At 35.3% G+C, this 22,527-nt stretch carries 19 protein-coding genes; 2 read left to right on the forward strand and 17 right to left on the reverse strand.

Going from position 1 to position 22,527, the window contains the following annotated elements; translation table 11 throughout:
• Window positions 1-2 precede the first annotated feature (2 nt).
• From RNZ46_RS02625 to RNZ46_RS02635, 3 genes are all read right to left on the reverse strand, one after another.
• Window positions 3-1,232 (reverse strand): TolC family protein, encoded by a 1,230-nt coding sequence (locus tag RNZ46_RS02625; protein WP_316983840.1) that lies wholly within the window; start codon window positions 1,230-1,232, stop codon window positions 3-5.
• Window positions 1,229-4,993 (reverse strand): efflux RND transporter permease subunit, encoded by a 3,765-nt coding sequence (locus RNZ46_RS02630; RefSeq protein WP_316983841.1) that lies wholly within the window; start codon window positions 4,991-4,993, stop codon window positions 1,229-1,231. Before RNZ46_RS02630 ends, RNZ46_RS02625 begins: the two co-directional genes overlap by 4 nt.
• Before the next feature lie 110 nt (window positions 4,994-5,103).
• On the reverse strand, window positions 5,104-5,517 hold the full coding sequence (locus RNZ46_RS02635) for an HYC_CC_PP family protein (protein ID WP_316983842.1): 414 nt from the start codon (window positions 5,515-5,517) through the stop codon (window positions 5,104-5,106).
• 799 nt (window positions 5,518-6,316) lie between these two features.
• Here RNZ46_RS02635 and RNZ46_RS02640 point away from each other — a divergent pair.
• Window positions 6,317-7,648, forward strand: coding sequence for a tyrosine-type recombinase/integrase (locus tag RNZ46_RS02640; protein WP_316983843.1), 1,332 nt, complete (start codon window positions 6,317-6,319; stop codon window positions 7,646-7,648).
• A gap of 285 nt (window positions 7,649-7,933) precedes the next feature.
• Here the strand turns inward: RNZ46_RS02640 and RNZ46_RS02645 are convergent, their stop codons facing one another.
• From RNZ46_RS02645 to RNZ46_RS02665, 5 genes are all read right to left on the reverse strand, one after another.
• Window positions 7,934-11,386 carry an ATP-binding protein gene (locus tag RNZ46_RS02645; RefSeq protein ID WP_316983844.1) on the reverse strand — a complete coding sequence of 1,151 codons (3,453 nt, stop codon included), beginning with the start codon at window positions 11,384-11,386 and terminating at the stop codon, window positions 7,934-7,936.
• Window positions 11,387-11,845: 459 nt separating this feature from the next.
• The gene (locus tag RNZ46_RS02650) at window positions 11,846-12,193 is read right to left on the reverse strand and encodes a hypothetical protein (protein ID WP_316983845.1); all 348 of its coding nucleotides are present in this window, start codon (window positions 12,191-12,193) and stop codon (window positions 11,846-11,848) included.
• Between the two features lie 14 nt (window positions 12,194-12,207).
• Window positions 12,208-12,582, reverse strand: coding sequence for a hypothetical protein (locus tag RNZ46_RS02655; RefSeq protein WP_316983846.1), 375 nt, complete (start codon window positions 12,580-12,582; stop codon window positions 12,208-12,210).
• Between the two features lie 64 nt (window positions 12,583-12,646).
• Entirely contained in the window at window positions 12,647-13,015 is a 369-nt protein-coding gene (locus RNZ46_RS02660) for a hypothetical protein (RefSeq protein WP_316983847.1), read from the reverse strand.
• A 5-nt stretch (window positions 13,016-13,020) separates the two neighbouring features.
• Entirely contained in the window at window positions 13,021-14,100 is a 1,080-nt protein-coding gene (locus tag RNZ46_RS02665; protein ID WP_316983848.1) for a hypothetical protein, read from the reverse strand.
• Window positions 14,101-14,227: 127 nt separating this feature from the next.
• Here RNZ46_RS02665 and RNZ46_RS02670 point away from each other — a divergent pair, with 127 nt between their 5' ends.
• A complete protein-coding gene (locus tag RNZ46_RS02670) occupies window positions 14,228-14,626 on the forward strand; it encodes a helix-turn-helix domain-containing protein (protein ID WP_316983849.1) in 399 nt (132 codons plus the stop codon).
• Between the two features lie 86 nt (window positions 14,627-14,712).
• On the opposite strand, the gene RNZ46_RS02675 is transcribed toward RNZ46_RS02670, so the two are convergent.
• From RNZ46_RS02675 to RNZ46_RS02715, 9 genes are all read right to left on the reverse strand, one after another.
• Window positions 14,713-16,305: a type IV secretory system conjugative DNA transfer family protein gene (locus RNZ46_RS02675; protein ID WP_434063029.1), complete on the reverse strand. Its 1,593-nt coding sequence runs from the start codon at window positions 16,303-16,305 to the stop codon at window positions 14,713-14,715.
• Window positions 16,306-16,317: 12 nt separating this feature from the next.
• Window positions 16,318-17,343, reverse strand: a complete 1,026-nt coding sequence (mobB, locus tag RNZ46_RS02680; RefSeq protein WP_316983850.1) for a MobB family relaxase — start codon at window positions 17,341-17,343, stop codon at window positions 16,318-16,320.
• 2 nt (window positions 17,344-17,345) lie between these two features.
• Complete coding sequence (locus tag RNZ46_RS02685) at window positions 17,346-17,897, reverse strand: BfmA/BtgA family mobilization protein (RefSeq protein WP_316983851.1); 552 nt, start codon at window positions 17,895-17,897, stop codon at window positions 17,346-17,348.
• 405 nt (window positions 17,898-18,302) lie between these two features.
• A complete protein-coding gene (locus RNZ46_RS02690; protein ID WP_316983852.1) occupies window positions 18,303-18,500 on the reverse strand; it encodes a hypothetical protein in 198 nt (65 codons plus the stop codon).
• Window positions 18,501-18,515: 15 nt separating this feature from the next.
• Complete coding sequence (locus tag RNZ46_RS02695) at window positions 18,516-18,965, reverse strand: JAB domain-containing protein (RefSeq protein ID WP_316983853.1); 450 nt, start codon at window positions 18,963-18,965, stop codon at window positions 18,516-18,518.
• Between the two features lie 81 nt (window positions 18,966-19,046).
• Entirely contained in the window at window positions 19,047-19,385 is a 339-nt protein-coding gene (locus tag RNZ46_RS02700) for a single-stranded DNA-binding protein (protein ID WP_316983854.1), read from the reverse strand.
• A 644-nt stretch (window positions 19,386-20,029) separates the two neighbouring features.
• A complete protein-coding gene (locus RNZ46_RS02705; RefSeq protein WP_316983855.1) occupies window positions 20,030-20,488 on the reverse strand; it encodes a type II CBASS E2 protein in 459 nt (152 codons plus the stop codon).
• On the reverse strand, window positions 20,478-21,572 hold the full coding sequence (locus RNZ46_RS02710) for a CBASS cGAMP synthase (RefSeq protein ID WP_316983856.1): 1,095 nt from the start codon (window positions 21,570-21,572) through the stop codon (window positions 20,478-20,480). The genes RNZ46_RS02705 and RNZ46_RS02710 overlap by 11 nt, the downstream gene beginning before the upstream one ends.
• A complete protein-coding gene (locus RNZ46_RS02715) occupies window positions 21,529-22,524 on the reverse strand; it encodes a CBASS cGAMP-activated phospholipase (RefSeq protein ID WP_316983857.1) in 996 nt (331 codons plus the stop codon). Before RNZ46_RS02715 ends, RNZ46_RS02710 begins: the two co-directional genes overlap by 44 nt.
• Between the last annotated feature and the right edge of the window lie 3 nt (window positions 22,525-22,527).

Here is a 22,527-nt window from a genome sequence, read left to right on the forward strand (position 1 = left end):
TTTTAATTGCTTAAATAGTTAATAATTGTCGATTGCACATAATAGTTTTTAACCGACTCTACTTGGTTCATTTGGAATTTTAATTGCAATTCCTGAATATCTAAAACATCATTAAAATCAATGGTTCCGGTTTCGTAACTTTTAATTAAAATGGTTTCGGCATCTTTAGCCTGTTTTAGGTTTTTCTCTTGCGTTTTAAATTTAATCCGCGACTGATTACGCTGTGAAATGGCTTTTGATAATTCCGATTTCAACATATTAAAACGTTGTTCTTTTTCCGATTGAATTTCCTGTTTCCGTAACTCGTTTTGTTTGGTCTTCGATTTATACTTTTTATTGAAAATAGGTATAGAAACCGACAACATGGGCATTACCATATCTTTATACGAACTGGTTATCATGGGATGATTTTCTTGATTAATGTATTCCACACCTAAACCAATCATCGGGCCACTTTCTTTTTGATTTAACAATTCTGACTGTTCTACAGATTGATACAATTTATCAAATTTTAATAATTCTGGATTTACCGAAAGGCTATCATAGCTATAAAAATTATCGTTTTCTGGAATTTCCATGGCAGAAACTACAGACACATCTACATCATAATCCCGATTCATGGCACTATTTAAAGCCGCTTGAATGCCTTTGTATTGCTGAACTAACACGTCTTTTTCTTGTTGTAATTCATTCTGCCTAATCTGTAATCGCAAAACATCTACTGCCGATGCTTTGCTTACTTCCAAAGAGGTGAGCGCCAGTTGTTCATACGATTGTAAAAGCGCTATATTCTTACCCAGCACGTTCTGTTTCGCTTGAATTTCGTAAAGTTGGTAATAGAATTGCGATACCGAAAGCACTAATTTTCGTTTAGCAATTGTTATTTCAATATACTGTGCATCGGCCATCGATGTTGCATAGTTTTCTCTGGCTGTTATGGTACCAAACCACGGTAACATTTGCATAACCGAAACTCGGAATCGCTCCATGGGCATATCCATTTCTGGTGCAATAGCCATGGCTCCCAAATTAAACTCGGTATTTGGTAAACTGCTGGCTTCGTTTACTTTTTCGGAAGCAATTTTATGCTGAAAATCGAACTTTTGAATTTCAGGATTATTCTCTAATGCTTCATGTATCAATGTTTCCAATTCTTGAGCATTTCCTTTAAGAACAAAGAGAAAAGAACCAAGAATCAAGACTGCTTTTAAAGATACTTTTAAATATTTCATTTTACTGTTCTTTTAAGTTGAAACTCCGCTCTCCAGCTATATAAAACTGGAACTACAAACAAGGTGATTAAGGCGATGAGCATGCCTCCAAAACTTGGGATTGCCATCGGAATCATAATGTCGCTTCCTCGTCCTGTGGATGTTAAAATGGGCAATAACGCTAAAATGGTGGTTGCAGTGGTCATCAAACACGGTCTGATTCGTTTTTCACCAGCTTCAACAATTGATGCTCTAATTTCCTGCCTATTTTCTGGTGTATTTCTACGGAAGGTTTGTGTTAAATAGGTTGCCATAACCACGCCATCATCGGTTGCAATTCCGAAAAGTGCAATAAACCCAACCCAAACGGCAACACTTAAATTAATAGGATGCATTTGAAACAGGTCTCGCATGTTTTCGCCAAAAAAGCTGAAGTTTAAAAACCAATCTTGACCATAAAGCCAAATCATTAAAAACCCACCTGCAAAAGCAACTGCAATTCCTGTAAACACCATTAATGATGTTGTTACGGAACGGAATTGAAAGTACAAAATCAAGAAAATTATTGCTAATGCCAATGGCACCACAATGGATAAGGTTTTTTCGGCCCTTATTTGATTTTCATAGGTTCCGGTAAATTGGTAGTTGATGCCTTTTGGCACAATGAGTTCTCCGGAATCTATTTTACTTTGTATCAAAGCCTGTGCATTTTCAACCACGGTAACTTCTGCAAAGCCATCCAATTTATCAAAAAGCACATAACCCACTAAAAAGGTGTCTTCACTTTTAATTACTTGTGGTCCTTGCTCATAACGAATGCTTGCCAGTGCGCTTAACGGTACCGGACTACCTTTTTCAACAGGAATATAAATTTGTTCCAAATCGGAAGGGTCTCCTCGCAGCTCCCGTGGATAGCGCACACGAACCCCGTAACGCTCCCTGCCTTCAACGGTTTGCGTGATTACCATGCCACCAACAGCAACCTTTATTACATTTTGAACCTCTTGAATCGTTATACCATATCTGGCAATTTTCTCTCTATCGATATCTATTAACAAATATGGCTTTCCTACTATGCGGTCTGCAAAAACAGCCTCCTGTTTTACCCCTTCGGCATGTTTTAATATGTCTTCTAATTCTACTCCAAAGGCCTCTATTTGTTTTAAATCTTGCCCTTTTACTTTAATTCCCATGGGGGCGCGCATGCCCGTTTGAAGCATCACCAATCGGGTTTCAATAGGTTGTAGTTTAGGCGCGGAAGTAACTCCGGGTAATTTGGTGACTTTTACAATTTCGTTCCAAATATCGTCAGGCGATTTAATTTCTGGTCGCCAATTGCGGTAGAATTCACCGTCGTTGTCTTTAATTAATTGAGATTGTTTGATGGAATTTCCAGAAGCGATGTAACGTGTTGTTTTGTCATTCTGAACATCGTGAAGAATCCCATTGTGAGATTCCTCGTCACTCGTACCTCGTTCTGTCGGAATGACATTCGTATTCAACTCAAACAAGCCATCAGCATTAACTTTAAAGCGTTGACGTTCCCCGTTGTCATTGAGCATGTATTCCGGTTTATACTGAATGATGTTTTCATACATTGATAATGGCGCAGGATCTAAAGCCGATTCGGTTCTACCTGCTTTACCAACTACAGTTTCAATTTCTGGAATACTGGCAACTGCCATATCCAATTGCTGTAAAACGCGTTTATTTTCTTCAACACCAGAATGCGGCATCGAGGTTGGCATCAATAAAAACGAGCCTTCGTTTAAAGAGGGCATAAACTCTTTTCCTGTATTTTTCATAATGAAAAAGCCAGCAATCACAATAGCTGTTGGAATAGACAAGAACAACAACTTGTTGTTTAAACACCATTTTAAAATTCGTGTATAAAATTTTATGAATAAGGAAAATACGCCCAATATCCCAAAACAAATAACGCCAACAAAAATGAGATTCCAGAAAATGCTTTTATCAACCCCTAAAGGTCGCCAATATTCTGCCAAAAGAAATACAATAGCTGCTGCAGAAATTATGATATTTATAAGATTTGCTCGCTTCGCATTAATTTTTTCTTGAGCTTTTAAAACGCCGGTAACACCAAAAGCCATCAAAATAATTCCTAGCCAATAGCCGTAAATTAAGCCTATTATTCCTGCTACTATTAAGGCTCCGTTTATAAGGAAACTAAAGCTTTTTTTAATGCTTTTTCTTCGGAATAAAAACGCAGCAAAGGGTGGAATTAAAAACAAGGCCACCATAATGGAAGCGATTAGCGCAAAGGTTTTTGTAAAAGCTAATGGGCGGAATAATTTGCCTTCGGCACCAATCATGGTAAAAACAGGAATAAAGCTGATAATTGTTGTCATTACTGCAGTTACAATGGCACCAGATACTTCGGCTGTAGCGTTGTAAACGACGGTATTTATGGATTCTTTACCATCGTCCTCATCCAAATGCCTAATGATGTTTTCAGAGAGAATAACCCCAACATCGACCATGGTTCCAATAGCAATCGCAATTCCAGAAAGTGCGACGATATTAGCATCTACATTAAAGAGTTTCATGGCGATAAACACCATTAAAACGGCGACGGGTAACAGGCCTGAAATTAAAATGGAAGCCCGAAGATTGAATACCATAATGATAATCACCAAAATAGTAATTAAAACCTCCAAAGTTAAGGCTTCATTTAAAGTGCCTAACGTTTCTTGAATGAGTTCCGAACGATCGTAAAAAGGAACCACAGTAAGCTGTGATGTTCTTCCGTCTTTTAAAACTTTAGACGGCAATCCGGAGCTTAATTCACTTATTTTTTCTTTAACATTGTTGATGACTTCCATCGGGTTGGCACCATAACGGGCCACCACAACACCACCAACAACTTCGGCGCCTTCTTTATCCAATATTCCTCTGCGTGCTGCAGGCCCTAATGCCACTTTGGCAATGTCTTTAATTTTGATGGATGTGAAATCTTCGGAAGTCACCACGGCATTTTCAATGTCTGAAATAGATTTTACATAACCCAAACCGCGTACTAAATATTCTGCTTTGTTAATTTCTAAGGTTTGTGCACCAATGTCTATATTACTTTCTTTAACGGCTTTTACCACTTGGTTTAAACCGATATTGTATTGGCGCATCAATTCTGGATTTACATCAATTTGATATTCCTGAACATAGCCACCAATGGAAGCGACTTCAGACACGCCACTTGCAGACGACAAGGCGTATTTTACGTAGTAGTCTTGAACACTTCGCAATTCATGTAAATCCCAACCACCAGTAACGTTTCCGTTTTCATCTCGTCCTTCTAGGGTGTACCAATAAATTTGACCCAAACCGGTAGCATCTGGTCCCAAAGCAGGATTAACTCCTTCGGGCAATAATCCGCTTGGTAGTGAGTTGAGTTTTTCAAGGATCCGACTGCGGCTCCAGTAAAACTCAACATCTTCTTCAAAAATGATATAGATGCTCGAAAAGCCAAACATAGACGAACTACGGATGGTTTTTACTCCAGGAATCCCAAGCAAAGTTGTGGTTAGCGGATAGGTAATTTGGTCCTCAATATCTTGTGGTGAAATCCCATCCCATCGGGTAAAAACGATTTGTTGGTTTTCTCCAATATCCGGAATGGCATCTACGGCAACAGGGTCATTGGGTAAAAATCCAGTATCCCAATTAAAAGGTGCATTTACCGTTCCCCAACCTATAAATAGGGCGAGTAACAGAACGGCTACGAGTTTATTTTCTATTAAAAATTTAATGCTTCTATTTAGCATGTGCTTTGATAATTAAACAGTTAAACATTGGTGTTAAAACAACACCGAATACAACAAATTATCCTTATAACATTATATCGCTACAGGATAACACAGTTTTCTGTTTAAAATCAAATCAAATAAGTCTCGTCAATCTTGAAGATTTGTTTTGTGACGAGTGGTGGTTTGTATTCCTCAAAGGAAGCCTCTTTTTTATCAATACCTTCAAAGCTATTGATATAAGTGTAAATGAATGAAGCGATAAATACTTGCTGCTCAAAAGAAATGGTGTCAACATGTAGTTGCAATTCGTCTTGACCATCGACAATTAATTGTTTGTCGTCGCAACAATTTTTCTTGACAATTGAGCAACCATCGGTAGAAGGTTTTTCCATGTCCATGCCGCAACCTTTTGCTTTACTGAAAATAGCGGTTTCAACTAAAGTATCGCCACAATAATGCATATTAAGGGTAAAGGACATTGTAGAGAACAACACTACAAAGGCCATTGCCAAAGATGCTATTTTATGGAATACTTTTTTCATGCTGAATGCAAAAATACAAAATTTTTAACTAGGCAGTAACTAATTAACATGAGTTTAAGGGTTAAGTCAAAGATTTATGGGGAAAATTGATGGGCTATTTGCTATGGATGGTTTTAAAACTTATAGCCGACTAGACATTGTGGAATAGCTGCTGGCATTGCCTTTGGTGTTAGTCTGCCTTACTAACTTTTTGGTTTTAGGATCTCTGAAGGAATAATAAACGTACCAATCTTTTTTGAGGGCTTGATTTTTCTGTTTTTGAGTTAGTTTTGACCACCTACCAACATCAACACCGCCAGTAAAAATCTTGGGTTCGGAATACTGTAATTTTATATTAAAATCGTGTACTGAATCGTGTACTGACCGTAAAAATACAGAAATATTTGACATAAAAAATGGATTGTGTTTTCACAATCCGTTGATTTTACTAGCCTAAGGCCTTGTAGCGGGAACTGGACTCGAACCAGTGACCTTCGGGTTATGAGCCTAAAGATTACAAAATCAATTTTACTTAAAACACCTTAAAATCAATTACTTAAATGATTAATAATTTTCCTTAATAGCAATTAATACTATCTAAAATCAAATTATTCTGTACCTATTCTGTACCCATTTTTTAATTATTTTTATTATCTTTATACTAACATAAAATAATTTGTAAATTATAGTTAGAATAGGCATTTCCATAAAAATGTACAACAGAATATTGGCGTCTATACTTTGTGCTTTCAAACACTTATTCTGTACCCATTTTTTAAATTATTTAAATTACACTAATACTAATTATAAAACGAGGCATATGTCATCCATAAAAATTGTAATCCGTAAAAACAAACTGCGTAAAGATGGTACTGTACCATTAGCATTAAGAATTAGCAAAGATTACAAAACGAACTATAGCTTTATAGGTATATATATCTATGAAAAGGATTGGGATGAAGTAAAAGGAAAAGTGAAACGAACACACCCTAATTCTCAAAAAATCAATAATTTTTTATTAAAAAAGTTGACTGAAGCTAATGATATTTCTTTTGAAGTCAATGACAGAATTTCAAGTAAAGAAATTAAAAAAAAGGTGATTGGGCCAGGGGGTCAGAAATCTTTTTTTTCAGTTGCTGGAGAACGAATCGAGACTAAATACAATCGCGGTACATTCTCTGTTGCAAAGTCAGAATTGTCCATCCTTTATAATCTAGAAGAGTTTATTACTTTAAAACGTTCGTTAAATAAATCAGAAATAATTAGTGGTATAAAAAATCGCAGAAAGGAACGTATAAGTAATGGTAGAAAAGCTGAATATTCCTTTATAGATGCAGTTGCCTATTTTAAGAAAAACCAAAAACTCAATTTCCAAGATATTGATGAAGCTTTTATTAAAAATTATAAAACATTTTGCATTACTTACCTGGGACATAAAACCCGAACAATAACTAATCAACTTATTTTTATTCGTACCCTTTTCAATATCGCTATCAAAGAAAATGTCATTGATATTAAATTTTATCCCTTTGCCAATGAAAAAGAAAAAATTAGAATAGGCTCTAGCCACAAAATCGGACTTACTATAGAAGAGATAGAACGAATTGAAAATTTGGAATTAGAAAAATGGTCTTCTATTTGGCATACGTATAATGTATGGCTTGTAGCCTTCTATTTTGCTGGCATTCGCATTTCAGACATAGTACAATTAAAATGGTCTGACTTTAAAGATAATCGTTTGTTCTATATAATGAACAAGAATGAAAAACCCTTGAGCTTAAAAATCCCTGACAAAGCAGCTGCTATATTAAAGTTCTATAAAAAGGAAAGTAATCAAAATAATGGTTATGTATTCCCGTTTTTAAGGAATGCTGATTGCAACAATGCTGAAGATATTTTTATAAAAACGAGAAATGCCACAAAATTGTTCAATAAGTTTTTAAAACGTATTGCTCTGCTTTGCGATATTGATAAAAATCTCTCAAATCATATTGCTAGACATAGTTTTGGAAACATTGCTGGGGATAAGATTAATCCATTAATGCTACAGAAATTATACCGCCACAGCGATTTAAAAACAACATTAAATTATCAGGCAAATTTTATTCATAGAGATACAGATGATGCTTTAGATAGTGTTGTTAATTTTTAAAGAATTTTTGAACTTTTAAATTCTGACTAACGGTTCTCAGCTATACGCAGGCAGGGATTTTACCCACTGAACTACCTACGAAGAACTGCACTTTAAATTTACTACTTTCCTGTCCTACGAAGCACGAAACCCCTGCTTGCGTATAGGTGATGTTATCGGTTCGGTGTTCTTCTTCTGTCTTGGTTGTCTGTCTGTTGTGCGTTGGCTTTGCAAGCTCTTTGACAAAGCTTTGGTTGTAGCGTTGGCTCGTGGGGCTTTGGCAATGTGCTTGCAAAATGCGTTGGCTTATTTCAAATGGTCTTTTAATGATTTCCATATTTCAGTATTTACACATTTAATTTCTCCAAGTTGTCCTTCAATATTTTTCTTGTCAACTAAAAGAACTTCGGATTTTTTCTTTAGTTCTTCTGTAGGTATCATTTTTAAAAGTCTTGTCGCTAAAACTTTATCAACCTTTGCTAATGCACATAAACCTGCTTTCAATTGGTAAAAAGTTAGAGAATGAATGTCTTTTTCTAACCTTGGAATGAAAGAATTAAGTAAAGTATTTACTACTTCTTTATTTATCTTACTAAGTCTATATAGTGCATCTGCAAATTTTGCAAACTGAATTTCTCCATTATTTGCACTTACAAGGCTTTCGGAATATGTAGCAATGATATTTTCTGCTATTTTTTCATTAATGTTGAAAGCAATACTGACACTATTTATGAAGTTTTCTATGTCTGCCTCTTTAATTTTATTTTTGAAAACATTGTGTGCAAATAGGTTATTCAATAAATCAAAAGTTTTTTCATTGTCAAGACTATATAGGGGTTTGATTGAGTTGAAAATTGGTTGAATTCTGAATTTTCTAACAAGACATTTTTTGATTATGGTAATGTTATCAATTAAGTTGTAAACCCTTTTTGCATTATCAAAATCAACATTTTTTAAGTACAAGAAAATTGAAGGTAAAGCCGTAATTTCCGTATTGATGTCGTTGATTACTTTTATTAATTTATCGTCTGGAATAAGCTTTACCAACTTTTTACCATAGGAAGGTTCAATTTCATTTATTGCATTAACTAACTGAACCGAATGGTTTATTTTTGAACTTTTCACCCTGCCTTCAATTATGTCAAGATTGACCCGTTTTAATAATTCTTGACCTTCCTTTCTGATATCAAGCTGTGAAAACAAGAGGTAAAAAGTAAATAAATCAACTGTCGTAATTTTTGCAGAGTTGAGTTTATTTATAACAAACTCCTTTTCTAATGTGTGACGAATTAATTTTTGTGCTTTTGATACTCCAACTTTTTTAAATTCCTTGAGAATATGACCAAATGCAGTTAAAGGTTTATTTTCAAATAGGTTTGATAAAAAGTCAATATCTAAATCCTCAAATATTTCTTTTGAAACGGACTGGTCAATATCATACAAACGAGAAAGCCCAATTCCTATTTGCTCTATAGATGCTTTTTTAGACTTTCTTTTAAGGACTTTAATATCAACTAAAGACAATATTTCGGAAGTTGTTGCAAAATCAATCTCTTTTAATTCACTTAATGTTTTGGTGATGTAATCAAACTTTTGATAATGAATTTTTGCGGAAACTTTTTTTACATCAACTGTTTTGAGAATTGTTGTGGCAAGTTCAGGCTTAACTTTTTTAAGTTCTGCAAGTGAATTCCCATATATGCCAAAATGAATATCAGAATTGAATTTTTGCTTCCATTCTTCAATACTCAAGACATTAATTGCTTTTGTTCTTAATTCGTTGTTTGGAAGTAACCTAATTGTTAGTGTTAGACTGTTTAAGGATGCTTTTCTAAAAACATCTTTTAATTCATCAGGTTTAAAAGGTGCTAAAACACTTTTGTTTTTTAAATCCTTGAAATTATTCTTATGCGTTTCAATGTAGGATATTGCAGAAGCGTTTTTTGTTCCTCTTTTTAAGATTTCTATTAAGTTACGATTACTGAAATAAAGGCTATTGCAATAATCCTCAAAGCTACGCTTGGCAAAAATTCTGATTAACTGAATTAAGTTAACCAATTGGTCTGAATCCATTTGTTTGGAATCATAAACGTATTTGAAAAACTGTTTTTTTACAGTTTCGCTCGACAAAATCTTATTAAATAGGTTAATGTTATCAGAGATTCCGATATTGTAAAGGAAACTATAAATGTTCTCAACAAAGCCGTCAGAGTCGCCAATTATATCAATCAAATAATCTTCTATGTTTTTTAAATAAAGGGCGTTTCTGTCATTTCTATATCTTGCATTAAGTGTTGCATTAGCTCGAAAGATGGAATCAAGTAGCAACCTTGCAAACATTGAATGCATAAAGGAATGAAAATCATTTTCATTCTTAAATAAAATACCATTTTGCTTAGATGATTCGATTTGATGAGGGTCAGCTAAAAATTCTATTTCATAAGCATATAAAGTGGCAAACTGGTGAATTTTATTTAATTCATTTTGATTGAGCCCATCTAAATACTTTCTGTAAATGTGGTCTTCAATAGTTTTTTCAGTAATGTCTGATAGTTGAACATTATTTTCCAACCAATATTGCAACATCCAAGCAAGTTTGTAAAGATTGCCTTTTGCATTTTCGATTGCCTTTTTAATATCTCCAATTTCACGTTGTATGCCTTGACTTACAAGATAAGATTTGCAGTTTGAAATAATTCCAACTGATTTATTGTAAATATGCTGAGGGGTATTAAACGATTCTAATTTTAGATTACTTGCTTCAAGTTGCTTGAAAATATCAATGTTGTTTTGAGTATCTCGTCTAACATCTGCACTTAAAAATCGAGAAGTAATAATAAACTTGAAGGTCGGAAATTCTTCTTCTAATGTTAGTATTTCAGCTCCAAAAGTCAGATTCAAGTGTATATCTTCAATAATGAAAACAATATTTTCTTTGTCACTAAGTTTATTCAAGTCGCTTTTGAACTTATCGAAACTCAGATTTTGGGAAATATTTAGATAAAAAACTTCAAATCCTTTTTTGGTTAATTGTTGGTGTATTTTTAATGTAGAGATTGTTTTTCCTGTGGATGGATAACCTGTTAATAGAAAATAATTATCAGAATCGGTTTTAATTCTTTCAACGCAATTGTTGATTTGCTCAACTTCTTCTTTCAAGAAAAAGTAATAATCAGCTTCCAATAATTCAAAAGAGGGTAGAACAAACTTATCTGCATTAACTTTAAATTTTGCCTTTGCCGATTTTAAAGTTTCTAACTTTTTTAAGCTGTCAATAACAGAGTCTAGCTTTTTATCAATTACTTGAAGATTCTTTGAGATGTCAAAAATTCTTTCTTTGTAATTCTCTTCTACAAATAGTTTTTTTAAGTATTCATTGCTGTTTGCGTTTGTTTTGAAAAGTTCGTAAAAGCTTTCTAATTGCTCGTTGTTAGGCTCAATTATGTTTGAATTTGTCGCAAGTTCCTTTTTTAAAATGTCATTTGAATGCCTTTTTTCATCAAATAGAATATACATTGAATAATGTTCTAAAAGAATCTGCGAATGGTAAAACGGGAATTTATTCCTGTCTTTTATTGAAGGAAACTTAGTTTCAAATTCATCAATTGTTTTGTAAATAGTCTTAGCAAGTTCTGTTTGAAAAGTGTCTTTTGGTAAAACCTTCTGGACAATTTTTTCAATACCTTTCTGAGTAGAATAATCAAAAATTTGTCCTACTAAATATGAAACTGCTGTCGTTATACCTATTTCTACTATCATTTACTTCATTTTGAGCGTTGGCAAAATTCAAGCTCTTTTGGTTTTTTTCTTTGGCTTTGAGTATCGGCAAAAACCAAATGTGCTTGAATGTGCGGTTGGCTTTCTACACTGACCGATAACTCATTTATATACAGAACTTTTATCCTTTTATACACCCATTTTGGTCCGCTATACGGAACTTTAAACTTTTTACATATTTCTTCATTTCAATTAAAACTACGAACAAAAAATATATAAATGCTAAATGTAAATCGACTTACAAAATATTTAATGCGGAAAACCGTAAGCGTTCTGGAATAAAATGCTTAATCAATAATTAGGGAGAGGTTAAATATACTAATTAATAGTAAGTAATTACTCTATGAAAATGAAAAAAATGTGAATTTTTTAATCATTTCACACAATACAAAAATCAAGATTATTGCAAATGCTTTACTGATAAATGAAGTTTTATAATAATTACTTTGCCAACAATAGCTTTTCTATAGCGTCATAACTCACCAATTGGGCATCTGGTAGAATACTATCTACCAAATCCAATACCGTGGCTATGGTCATTTCCTTGGAGCAATTGGACAGTCTTGGTGAGGCAAAGTCATTCTCACTGTCCAGTGCCAAGATACATGTTCTTAAAAGGCATGAAATGATATAGCGCAGTTCGCCGTTGTCGCTCACTTCGAAGGTCACCTCCTGCATGGTGGGATTGTCCTCACGCTTATAGTATTTGCGTTCTCTGGGATACAATAATCGAAGGACTGTTTCCAGTTTTTCTTTATCCGTCATATCCTTTGTGTTGTTTCTTTCCATTTCATTTTCAAATTTTAATTTACACCTTCTTCTTCTTGCGAAAGCATAAGTTTTCGCATTTCATCCAAATAAATACCTTCTTCCAAGGGTATCAGGTTTTTTGCAAATTCCAAAACTCTTTTTACATCGGATTCTTTATTCTTTATGTGCAGTGTCAAGTCCTGTTGTTCTTCCAAGGCCAGAATGCATACATTGAGTGTGGATTTTAAAATAGAGAACAGTTCAGCATAATCGTAGACTCGACAGTAATTTAAGTAATAACCTTCCTGTGTGCCTTCAATGGGTCTTAACAATACAAAGTTCTCCTCGCTCAACTCCTTGATCTTTTTCATTTTTATCAGGGTATCCTCTAAAGGCCGTTCCTCTATTTGGTCTGTTCTGTTTTTCATGATTTTTAGTTTTAGACACCTAACAAGGAGTGTTATTTCCAGAAGGATTTAGTTTATGTTTTATCTACTTTTTTTCATCATTTCTCAATAGTACTTTTTTGGATTTATCCAAAAACTCAAGTTCCTCATGGGGAATTAGATTCTTTGTAAATTCCAATACATCGGCAAATTGTTTGTGCGCCTCCCTGATGTCCCTTTTTTCACAATTTGGGTCATAACCGTCCAATGCCATAATGCATATGTTTAAAATGGACTCCAACGTATATCCCAATTCTTCATAATTGTGCACATACACATAGTTGAGATAGTACCCTCCCCTAATTCTTGAGGTTGGGGTGAGCAACCTGAAGTGTTCCTGTGCTATTTTATTCAACTCTTGAAGCTTCTTACCAAGCTTCTCTTTGGATTGCTTTTTTGCTTTTTTATTTTTCATGATTTCTAAGGACTTGTCTCTTTAAGGGGCAAAAGTTCTATTGCCAGTTGTAAAACTTCCATTATGTCATAGTGAAATCCATTTACTTGGACTGGTGGGGCAACATCGTCCTGTAAACAGGTCATACTTAGTACCATCAGGGACTTGGCCATACATAGCATTTCAAAGGGGGTATCGAATTCTAATTTCCGAACCAAACTATCTGACTCATGATTGTTGGTTGGTTCTTTCAAGGGGTTTTCTGAACATGAATCCATGTCATTATGTACCATGGTTTCCATAAAAACCGATAGTTCTTCATTGAACAGAGATTTGATTTCATTTATGAACAATGCCAGCTTTTGTGACAGTTGGTCCAGTTCCCTATCGGTTATCCTGTAGCTGTGGCTATATCTTGCAGATGAATAGGCGTCTTCCAACAGATCCAACAATCCAGTTTCTGCATCCGATTCCGGCAAAAACATACCTTGCAATTCGTTCAACGAATTCAATACATAGGTTTGGTGGTTCTTGATACTGTGGCATATCTTTGTCTTGCCACATATAAACCGCTCTAAAACCCTATAGCCCTGCTCAAAGGTCTGGTGCATCATAAAGGCACTTTGTGATAGATCCCTTTGTGCCCTGAAAAATTGGATGCCTTTTTTAAAGGATTTCATTCGGGACATGTCCCTCTTAAAATCCTGCTTGATCTTTTCAAAAAGTTTGGTTGGTTCTTCTTTGGGATAGTTCCAGATTGAAATGTTTTGGGTGGTTTTGTAAACCAAGCTCTTTTCGTGGCAATTGTTTAGAAAATATAAATTGCCACATAGTAGTTCACTCTGGGCATAGCTAAAGGTAAAGACCCTATAACCGAAGTCTTCATAATCCAAAAAAACAGAGTTTATAACAGGCATTATATGTTCAATGTCTACTTTATGGGAACGTCCCATTATGATGTTGATTCGATATCTAAATGAATGATGGCAAGTCCCTTTGTTCAGATAAATACTTTCAACGTCAATAGCCTCTACTATTTTGGCAATGATTTTACAAAGCTGTTTTGGGTTATCCCCTGCTCTATTTTCAACGCTTATGGCTCCCATGTTTTTTGTTTTACATAAACTAAGTGAATAAACCTTAAGTACCGAACCAACCCTCCTTGTATAATACCAATTAGAATTTGTTTTTTACCTATGGGAAAATAATTGAAAAAAAAACTATATTTGATGTATGGAAACAGCAACAAAACCAAATCACATAGGCAGAAAGATTAGCCGCATCAGGGAACTAAGGGGCATGAAACAGGAAACTTTGGCAGAAGAACTGGGCATTAGCCAACAGGCTGTATCAAATATCGAAAAATCGGAGACCATCGACGATGTGAAATTGGAAGAAATTGCAAATGCTTTGGGAGTGACCAAGGAAGGCATCAAACAATTCAATGAAGAATCAATATTCAACTACTTCAATAGTTTCCATGACAGCAGCGCTTTTAATACGCACTGTACCTTCAATCCCTTGGACAAATTGATGGATGCACACGAAGAAAACAAAAAACTCTACGAACGTTTATTGAAAGCTGAACAAGACAAAATCACTTATTTAGAACAGCTATTGAAAGAAAAATAAATTTACTTAATAAAAATATACTTTCGCAAAGGGAATCATTTAAAACTGATTCCCTTTTTTATGCTTTAAACTTTGGTGGTAATGATTTAAGATTTCAATTGGAATAGTTGTCTGACCTCAAGATGAATCCGTTCAAAATTAGCCTGTATCTCGGCATCATTGTAACGATGTCTCGGTGGCGGCAAAGCCCTAGTAATGTTAGGCATTTTAAACTGGACCTTTCGATCCTTTCCGTCTGCAAACGAAATAAACTCGCCTTCCCTTAACCGAAAGAACACATCGGAACGTATTTTACTGACTTCCTTCTCCCCCGTACTTATCCTGGAATCAAAATCCAAACTATTTTGGCTTTTGCTGATCGTGGTCGTTGGTCTTTTGACAATCTCAAAAAAGCGTTCATAATATTTGGCGGTGTCTGGGTCATTGGCTTTTCCAAAAAATTGGTAGGAGAGATTGCTCAAAATAGCACGGCTTGCCTTATCGCCATACATCATATCATTTTGGGTTTTATCTTGCATTACATACACCGTTGAAATATCATAGCTCCGTAAGGTTGCCGGGATTCGATGCATATTGAGCAGCCTGATGGTGGGGGCTTCTTCCATAAGGATAAAAGAAGATTCCCGATGTCGTATACTCATTTGCTTTGTCATGGTATGGATAATAGTGGCAATCACCGGGGAATAAGCCGTTTCAAATTTAGGGTTGTTGACGATGGACACCACGGCTGGGTTTTTAGGATTATTGATATCCAAGGGCACTTCATCTGCAGAAAGAGTCATAAAGATGCGTTGGGTACTGATTTTCTTTAGGGCATTCGCCAGTGTACTCATCACCCCTGCCGTTTGGCGTTCGGAATCCCTTCCTGAAATAAAAGCATTCGCCATAGCCTTAGAGGTATAATCGGAACTCAAAAAATCAATGAGGCTATCGGTATCCAAATACTGATAGGTAGCAATCAAATGAGGAAGCGTACAATATTTAGGATGGGTGGTTTTGAGTTTCCATATAAGTCCTCCCAAAAGGCCTTCCACGGCATCATTAAAAAACTTGGAAGACCCTGAGGCGATGGATTCCCTTTGTTCCAATAGGTTTTCCAAGAGTACCCGCGATACTTCATTGACACTTTCCTCGTCTTCCACATATCTTGGGGCAATGGGATTCACCTTGGCATAGATATCATCAAAGGAAATGATATGGAAAGGACGGTTGGATTCCTTATATAGAGGGTAAGCCATTTCGGTAATCTCAAAATGTTTGTAATCATGGATAAGACCGCAAAATTGATACTGCTGAAAATGCTTTAACATATTATAGACCACTGATTCGGTCTTGCCACTACCAGCAGACCCAATAACGGAGGCACCCCTACGGATGTTTCGGAGTTTTATAGTGCCATTCTTTACCTTGATTTTCATGAAATATTTTCGCTGTGTTTTAGGCTGCTCCCAAACTGGGCGAATCCAAACAAACAGGATATTTTTGATAATTATTAGGGGCAAGAACCAATAGCCCAATAGAGCCATGAGCTTGTCAGGATGTTGGAGGTAAAGTAAATAGCCTATCATGAATAGCCCTAGGGCATGGAAGCCATAGGCGAACCGCATATAACGATAACCAATGGCCATCAAGGCAATTAAGGAGCTATAGATACTGATTATTAAAACTGGTGTTGTCATAGGATTGTTTTTTTAAATGCCGATGGAGCTTGCGTTTTTTGCCACATCGATCGTTTTTTTTAATTGTTTGAAGGCTTTCAGTGCCAATTGCACTTGGTTGGTGGGAATGTTCAGGTTGGGGACGTGTATACCCGCTTTCCCCATCATCTTAAAGGCGGCACTTTTTTCATTGGTTGGGAGTGCCATCAGGTGCGCATAGAACTTGTAAGGTTCTTTGTTGTACATTTTATGTGCCGTATAGCTTTCCACAAAATTCCGCTCGTATTTGAAGAGTTTATCAAAGGTCTTTTCTGCCTTTTCAAAAAACTGGTCGCGTTCAAAGCCCCGCTTGACTGGGCTGCCGTTCAAGATGACCTCGGAGGCTTTGTGGGAACTTCCTGGGGACAAACTGAGCGTGTTGGTTACATCCTTGCGGCTAACAATGATATGTACATGGGTCTGGAGTCCCTGCTTTTTCATTCCCTGCACGACCATCTTGCCATTGATGTGGTGTGGGGCTTCTGCCTTGAGCTGTTTGATCGTTTTTTGTATGGCTTGGCTGTTGCCCTCCAACTCCCCTCTTCTGATCTTCACCAAGTCATGTTCCAATTTTACAATTTGTGACCTAAAAGGTTGGTTCTCCTTTATTTCCCTATCAAAGCCTTTATAGGTACGTTCGTACTCTATCTTGGCATAGTATTTTATGCTGTCCACCGATACGGGCGTCTCCCTATAAAAGGAACTGGCATAGTCCTTCATAGTTTCCCTGACATACTGCCGAAGTTTTTCTGGGTCATTACCGATGTGCTTCAGTTCCCTTTGGCTTGGACTGATGGTCAAGGAATAGAACTTAGGCTCGTTTTTTCTGAGTTTGGCGGTATTGCCATCAATGTCCTTGACGACATGTTTAGGGGATACATGGTCATGGTGCTGGTCAAAAAAGTGTTCTTGCAACTCAGGGGCTTTGTCATTGTTTTCCTTTTCCAGATAATCCACAAAATCGCCAGAGCTTTGTGAAAAGGTCGTGTCCAAATGTTGTTTGGTGATGGATATGTACATAATTAACTGTTTTTTATTTTCTCTTTAAGAGCCTCATAGTCTTCCAAGGTCATATCCAATTGAAGCTTGGGTTTGCCAAAACTGCTTTTTACAATACGTACCTTGGAAAACAGAATGTCCTCAAATTGTTGTTTGGTCTCTTTTAAATCCCTTTGGAGGGTGTTCTTTTCTTTTCTCAGCTCGATAGCTTCCAATGACGTAGCAAAGAAAGGGTCAGGTTTGATGTCCTGTTTGACCTCGACCAAACGTGGTTGTTTCTGTTTGGGAGGCGTTTGTTCAAACAGCAATTGTAGCATCGCTGTGGTCGGCTGTGTCTGGTGCTTTTCGATATCCTTTACAATGGCAACCAAAGCATTTATGCGCTTTTTGATATTGGCTTCCATGCCCCGCATGTTTGGGCCCAGGTCGGACATGGGCGACAATTGGTAGGTATCAAAAAAGTCCATCATATGATCCAGTGTCTCGGTATAGGATCCTCCTACTTTGGCACAAAACCCCTTGAACCGTTCTACGGTGTCCTTATGGAAATTGATACTTAAAAATCGGCGTTTCATATACTTTTTTATTTGATTATGTTAATGCACCCCAGTGTTTATGCGGGTTTCCAAGGGCATTAACATAATTTCGGTGTTTGTTCCTTTGAACAAATAAAATTTCAAATTACTTAAATAACTGATTTACAGTTATTTGTAAAAATATTAGATAACGCAATGCCGCTTTAGCGCATTGCCCTCTTGCTATACCTTTTCGTCCCGCTAGGGACAAAAATTTTCAGACGCCCAACCAAAGTCGGATGTCCTATTTTTAATTTATGGATTGGTCATTTTAGGAAAGTCAAATCAAAAAACGCAATGACCAAATGATGTTGGTATTCAACGTTATAAAGATAAGATTTTCAATTAATTACACATAAAAAAAACCCATCATAATAAATGGGCTTGTTTGGTTCAATTTGGTGTTCATATTTTGAAAACATATTTATAATTGTATAGATTTCGTATCGCTTCTTCTTCCAACAGGGTATCGTAATTAACATCGTATTCCCTGGCATAGTTCCTTAATTGCTCCCCAAATCGCTTTTCCACATCTTTTTTTGATTTGGAAATCAAGTGTAATTGGGTATCGTTATCGAGGTTGTTGTAATTCAAATAGACCATAATTGAGGTGTTAAATCATAACATACCGTTATCTGAAAAGCTGTAATATCCACCATCGGGAGCAATGATGATATGGTCCAAAACTTTCACATCAAAAAAAGCAGCGGCGTTCTTGATTTTTTCTGTGAGTTGTTTGTCGGCTTCACTGGGCATCAATTTTCCACTCGGGTGGCTATGCGATAAAATCACCCCTACCGAAAGGGATTTCAAAATGACGGCAAATAAAATGCGGACGTCCACCAATGTTCCGGTAATGCCACCAGTGGATAATTGATAAATCCCCTTGATTTTATTGGAGTTGTTCAATAATAGCACCTTAAAGGATTCCTGTATGCATATGGTGTCCTTATCCCATGTCTCAAAAAGTAGTCTTCCTGCATCAGCTGAACTTTTAATGGCAGGGGATTTTGATAGCGCTATTTTCTCTTTGTAACTGATTTTTATTTCGTTAACTTTGCTTCTCATTGTTTTTTTCTTTAGAGATTAATAATGAAAAGAGGGCACACACTAATTGAAAACTGGTTTTAGTGCCCTCTTTATTTTTGTTTACTCTTTGCCACCCAAAAGGAGTATTTCACTCACTACCACTTCGATCACATAGCGTTTTGTGCCGTTCTTGTCCTCATAACTTCTTGAGGTCAGTTTGCCCGCAATGGCAACTTCTTTCCCTTTGGTCACATATTTTTCAATAATTTTTACCGTTCTGCCCCAAGCCACAATATTGTGCCAATCCGTTTGGGTCTGTTTTTCGCCTTTGGCATTCTTGTAATGCTCATTGGTAGCCAATGGAAATTTTGCTACTATTTTTCCATTTTCCAAAGTTGTAATTGTTGGGTCTTGTCCGACGTTTCCAATTAACTGTACATGGTTTTTTAATGTTCCCATAATTAAATTGATTTAGTATCTACTAAAAAGCAGATGAGATTAATAATCAGTGATTTACTTATTGTATCCAGAAGCGTTTTTCTTTTTTGATTTTTTTTAGTGCCACTTCCTTTTTAGATATTTTGATATGATTTCATAATCTGATATTTTGATTTACTTCCCGTAGAGCCGTCAGCTGTTATCTTTTTTTGATGCCTGTTGTGATCCAATATTCAGGCTTGGTAAGACGTATAAAAAAGAGCGAGGCACGAGCCTGGCTTTATGCCGTCGTCCAAGAATGAATGTTGTTGTTTTGCCGTCAAAAAAAGGTAGGACGGTGATTGCTCGGAAGTGGATTAAAAGCCTCTGTGAAATTTAAAATAGCAGGAAGTGGGACTCAAAGGAATAATGGAATTCCTATTAAGCGGACTTAAGCCCTAAGTTTGAGATTGGGAATGTAGTATCTTGCGTTTTTCAGCAAGAATGACGGAATGGATATCCCAAACTTAGGGCTTGTGTCTAAGACTTTTTAATGAAGCGCTTTTCCCGAAATGGAGTTCACGGAATGTAGTGGTAATGGGCTGAAAAAGGTATTCCATTTAATAATTTACAATGGAAAATATTTTGCTAAGTGAAAGAAAAAATATATGCTGAAAGTGAGGATATTATTTTGTTAATCTATGATCAATATAAGGGTGTTCCCATTTCCCTGAAATCATATATAATTCATAATATATAAACCATTCCAGCGTCCAAGGTATTATCGTGCTATGTATATGATGCTTTTTGTTATCCCAATAAAAATCATCCGTTTTTGAGTGATATAAGCATAAGGTATTATCTTTTGGAAACATATGTATATCATTGTTATAAACAATATCTGGTTTAATTACAAACACTTTTGGTGGAGACAAACCATCATAAATAACCTTAAATTCATATTCTTTTGAATACTCAGTAGGCTTAGTGTGACCAAAACATATAAGCTTGTTATTTGAAATTGTACATTTTAAGAATGCATAATTTATTTCAATCAACTTTTTCTCTCTAACTAAAATAAGTTTAGTAGAGAGAAAAGTGTTTGATTTATTAAATCTATTTCTATGAAACTTTCTAACCGCCATAATTTGTATGTGGTTTATGTTTTATACCCTCATCACAGGATGTTATTGAACCATTCTTTTGAGCATAAGCTGAACCTGCTAAGATTTTTTCTGAAATAGCTTTAAGTGATGCTTCTTTAGCATCAGTATCCTCATCTTCACCTAATGGAAATTTATCACCTAAATGTTTTCTCCATAACTTGCTTGATTTTAATTGATTTGGTTCATTGTCAACAGCTATTTTAGCATCATCAATAAAATTATCTAAGTTGGATAAAAAATTATTTTTTCTACTATCATCATAATCTCCGAACAAATCGTCATATGGTGTTCCTGGAACAATACACTCGAAACTATCTTCTAAGGTTTCTTGAATTTTAATCAGTGTATCTTTTAAAGCGATATCATCTCTGTCATTGAATTGCATATTATTGGCAGCCAATATTGACATGGCCAAACCACTAGGCATTTTGTTTCTTTTATGATCGCCCCATGCTTTTAAATATTTGGTAATACGATGGAATTGTCCATTGTCATCTTTTTGAGACTTATACCAATTTACAACTTCTTTTGGATCACTTTCTTGTAAATCCTCATTTTTAACTGCAAGCAGGGGATGATCACTTCCTTTTGGAAAATAATATATTGGATAATCAATATGATAATCGGACTGATAAATAACCCGAACACATTTTTTACGATGTTCTGGTGGTGTTGATGTTGCTCCATCTACAGCATTCTTAACCCAAGTCTGTAAAGTTGTCCCAGTTACCCCTATTTCTCTTTTAAAATAAATACCATCGTCTAAATCGCATTCATCATCTTTTGTTAAAATTGTTGTACCCATTTTATAAGAACCCTGAATGTAAAATTCTGGTTTATACTCTGGATGATTGTCTTTAAAATACTTGCGTATTCTAGTTCTCAAAGTTTCCTTTGAATTTTTTAACCCTTCTTTTTTCTTTTTGGAGATGTTTAGATTTGCGTCAAAATCTAAGAACAATTTGTTGCAATTTGCCATGTGGTTGTTTTTTAAATTATTTAATTCGTTATTATTATTTTTAAGCAACAGATATACTGCTGCTACAAAAGGTATCCAATACATATTTCCCTTCGTTTTGAAATTTTCTTGTCCCTATTTCTGCTAATTTGTCAAGCTTGTTGGCGTTCGTTTCATCCATATTTACATGAAAATTATGATCAAAATCCAGATCAATTCTTTTGTATAAGAAGTCTTCATTGAATTGACTTAAAATAGATATGGAGTTGTGAGTTAATTGGGATTGACTTTGCATAAAAAGCTCAAAAATTCTCTTTTTTGAAATCCAGAGCCAATACCATACAGACCAAAGTTTTTTATTCTTTGCTTCAGAATACTTTAATTGCCCAGTTCCTATAGATAATAATTGAATATCCGATAACTCTTTTTCTAATCGTGTTGTAGCCTCAATTATCCCTATCATACTTGGGTTATTAGCATATATACCACCATCAACTTTATTTGAAAAAGTCTCTACTGTATCGGAATCTATTCGCTTAAATGTATTAGAATATGCATTGAAATAGGTAGGTGCTGCCGCTGTTGCCATGGCCGCCATATACATAGGTACATGCTTATCAATTAATAAATCTGTTGTATGTGGAGTTTTTAAAACCTGAGTGGCTCCATCTATTAAACTATATGTAGGAATTAATAGTTTTACTTTAGCATCAATTATTCTCGGATCTTCATTTTTTAAATGATACTTTATAAAAATATCCTTTATTAATTTCTCAAGAGGTTCATTTTTGTAAAATGGTTTTGTAAAAAAATTATAACTCTTACTACCAAATATTGTTTTGGCGTTTTTTTGATATAATTTCAAAATTTCTTTGGCTGGAATGCCTAATGATAATGCAAGGGCAATAATACCTCCTGTAGAAGTTCCACAAATTAAATCGAAATGCTTATGAATTTGACCTTCACCAATTTCTTCTTCTAGGCTAGTTAAAAATTTAGCAGGAAAAACACCTTTGATACCACCTCCATCTATTGATAGTATTTTAAATTTATCCATATA

It is taken from the genome of Hwangdonia lutea, from assembly GCF_032814565.1.
GTDB lineage: Bacteria > Bacteroidota > Bacteroidia > Flavobacteriales > Flavobacteriaceae > Hwangdonia > Hwangdonia lutea.

Bases quoted from the DNA above. Each gene is read 5' to 3' on its own strand.
- RNZ46_RS02625 (WP_316983840.1), bottom strand. From the start codon at position 1,232: ATGAAATATTTAAAAGTATCTTTAAAAGCAGTCTTGATTCTTGGTTCT.
- RNZ46_RS02630 (WP_316983841.1), bottom strand. From the start codon at position 4,993: ATGCTAAATAGAAGCATTAAATTTTTAATAGAAAATAAACTCGTAGCC.
- RNZ46_RS02635 (WP_316983842.1), bottom strand. From the start codon at position 5,517: ATGAAAAAAGTATTCCATAAAATAGCATCTTTGGCAATGGCCTTTGTA.
- RNZ46_RS02640 (WP_316983843.1), top strand. From the start codon at position 6,317: ATGTCATCCATAAAAATTGTAATCCGTAAAAACAAACTGCGTAAAGAT.
- RNZ46_RS02645 (WP_316983844.1), bottom strand. From the start codon at position 11,386: ATGATAGTAGAAATAGGTATAACGACAGCAGTTTCATATTTAGTAGGA.
- RNZ46_RS02650 (WP_316983845.1), bottom strand. From the start codon at position 12,193: ATGGAAAGAAACAACACAAAGGATATGACGGATAAAGAAAAACTGGAA.
- RNZ46_RS02655 (WP_316983846.1), bottom strand. From the start codon at position 12,582: ATGAAAAACAGAACAGACCAAATAGAGGAACGGCCTTTAGAGGATACC.
- RNZ46_RS02660 (WP_316983847.1), bottom strand. From the start codon at position 13,015: ATGAAAAATAAAAAAGCAAAAAAGCAATCCAAAGAGAAGCTTGGTAAG.
- RNZ46_RS02665 (WP_316983848.1), bottom strand. From the start codon at position 14,100: ATGGGAGCCATAAGCGTTGAAAATAGAGCAGGGGATAACCCAAAACAG.
- RNZ46_RS02670 (WP_316983849.1), top strand. From the start codon at position 14,228: ATGGAAACAGCAACAAAACCAAATCACATAGGCAGAAAGATTAGCCGC.
- RNZ46_RS02675 (WP_434063029.1), bottom strand. From the start codon at position 16,305: ATGACAACACCAGTTTTAATAATCAGTATCTATAGCTCCTTAATTGCC.
- mobB (WP_316983850.1), bottom strand. From the start codon at position 17,343: ATGTACATATCCATCACCAAACAACATTTGGACACGACCTTTTCACAA.
- RNZ46_RS02685 (WP_316983851.1), bottom strand. From the start codon at position 17,897: ATGAAACGCCGATTTTTAAGTATCAATTTCCATAAGGACACCGTAGAA.
- RNZ46_RS02690 (WP_316983852.1), bottom strand. From the start codon at position 18,500: ATGGTCTATTTGAATTACAACAACCTCGATAACGATACCCAATTACAC.
- RNZ46_RS02695 (WP_316983853.1), bottom strand. From the start codon at position 18,965: ATGAGAAGCAAAGTTAACGAAATAAAAATCAGTTACAAAGAGAAAATA.
- RNZ46_RS02700 (WP_316983854.1), bottom strand. From the start codon at position 19,385: ATGGGAACATTAAAAAACCATGTACAGTTAATTGGAAACGTCGGACAA.
- RNZ46_RS02705 (WP_316983855.1), bottom strand. From the start codon at position 20,488: ATGGCGGTTAGAAAGTTTCATAGAAATAGATTTAATAAATCAAACACT.
- RNZ46_RS02710 (WP_316983856.1), bottom strand. From the start codon at position 21,572: ATGTATTGGATACCTTTTGTAGCAGCAGTATATCTGTTGCTTAAAAAT.
- RNZ46_RS02715 (WP_316983857.1), bottom strand. From the start codon at position 22,524: ATGGATAAATTTAAAATACTATCAATAGATGGAGGTGGTATCAAAGGT.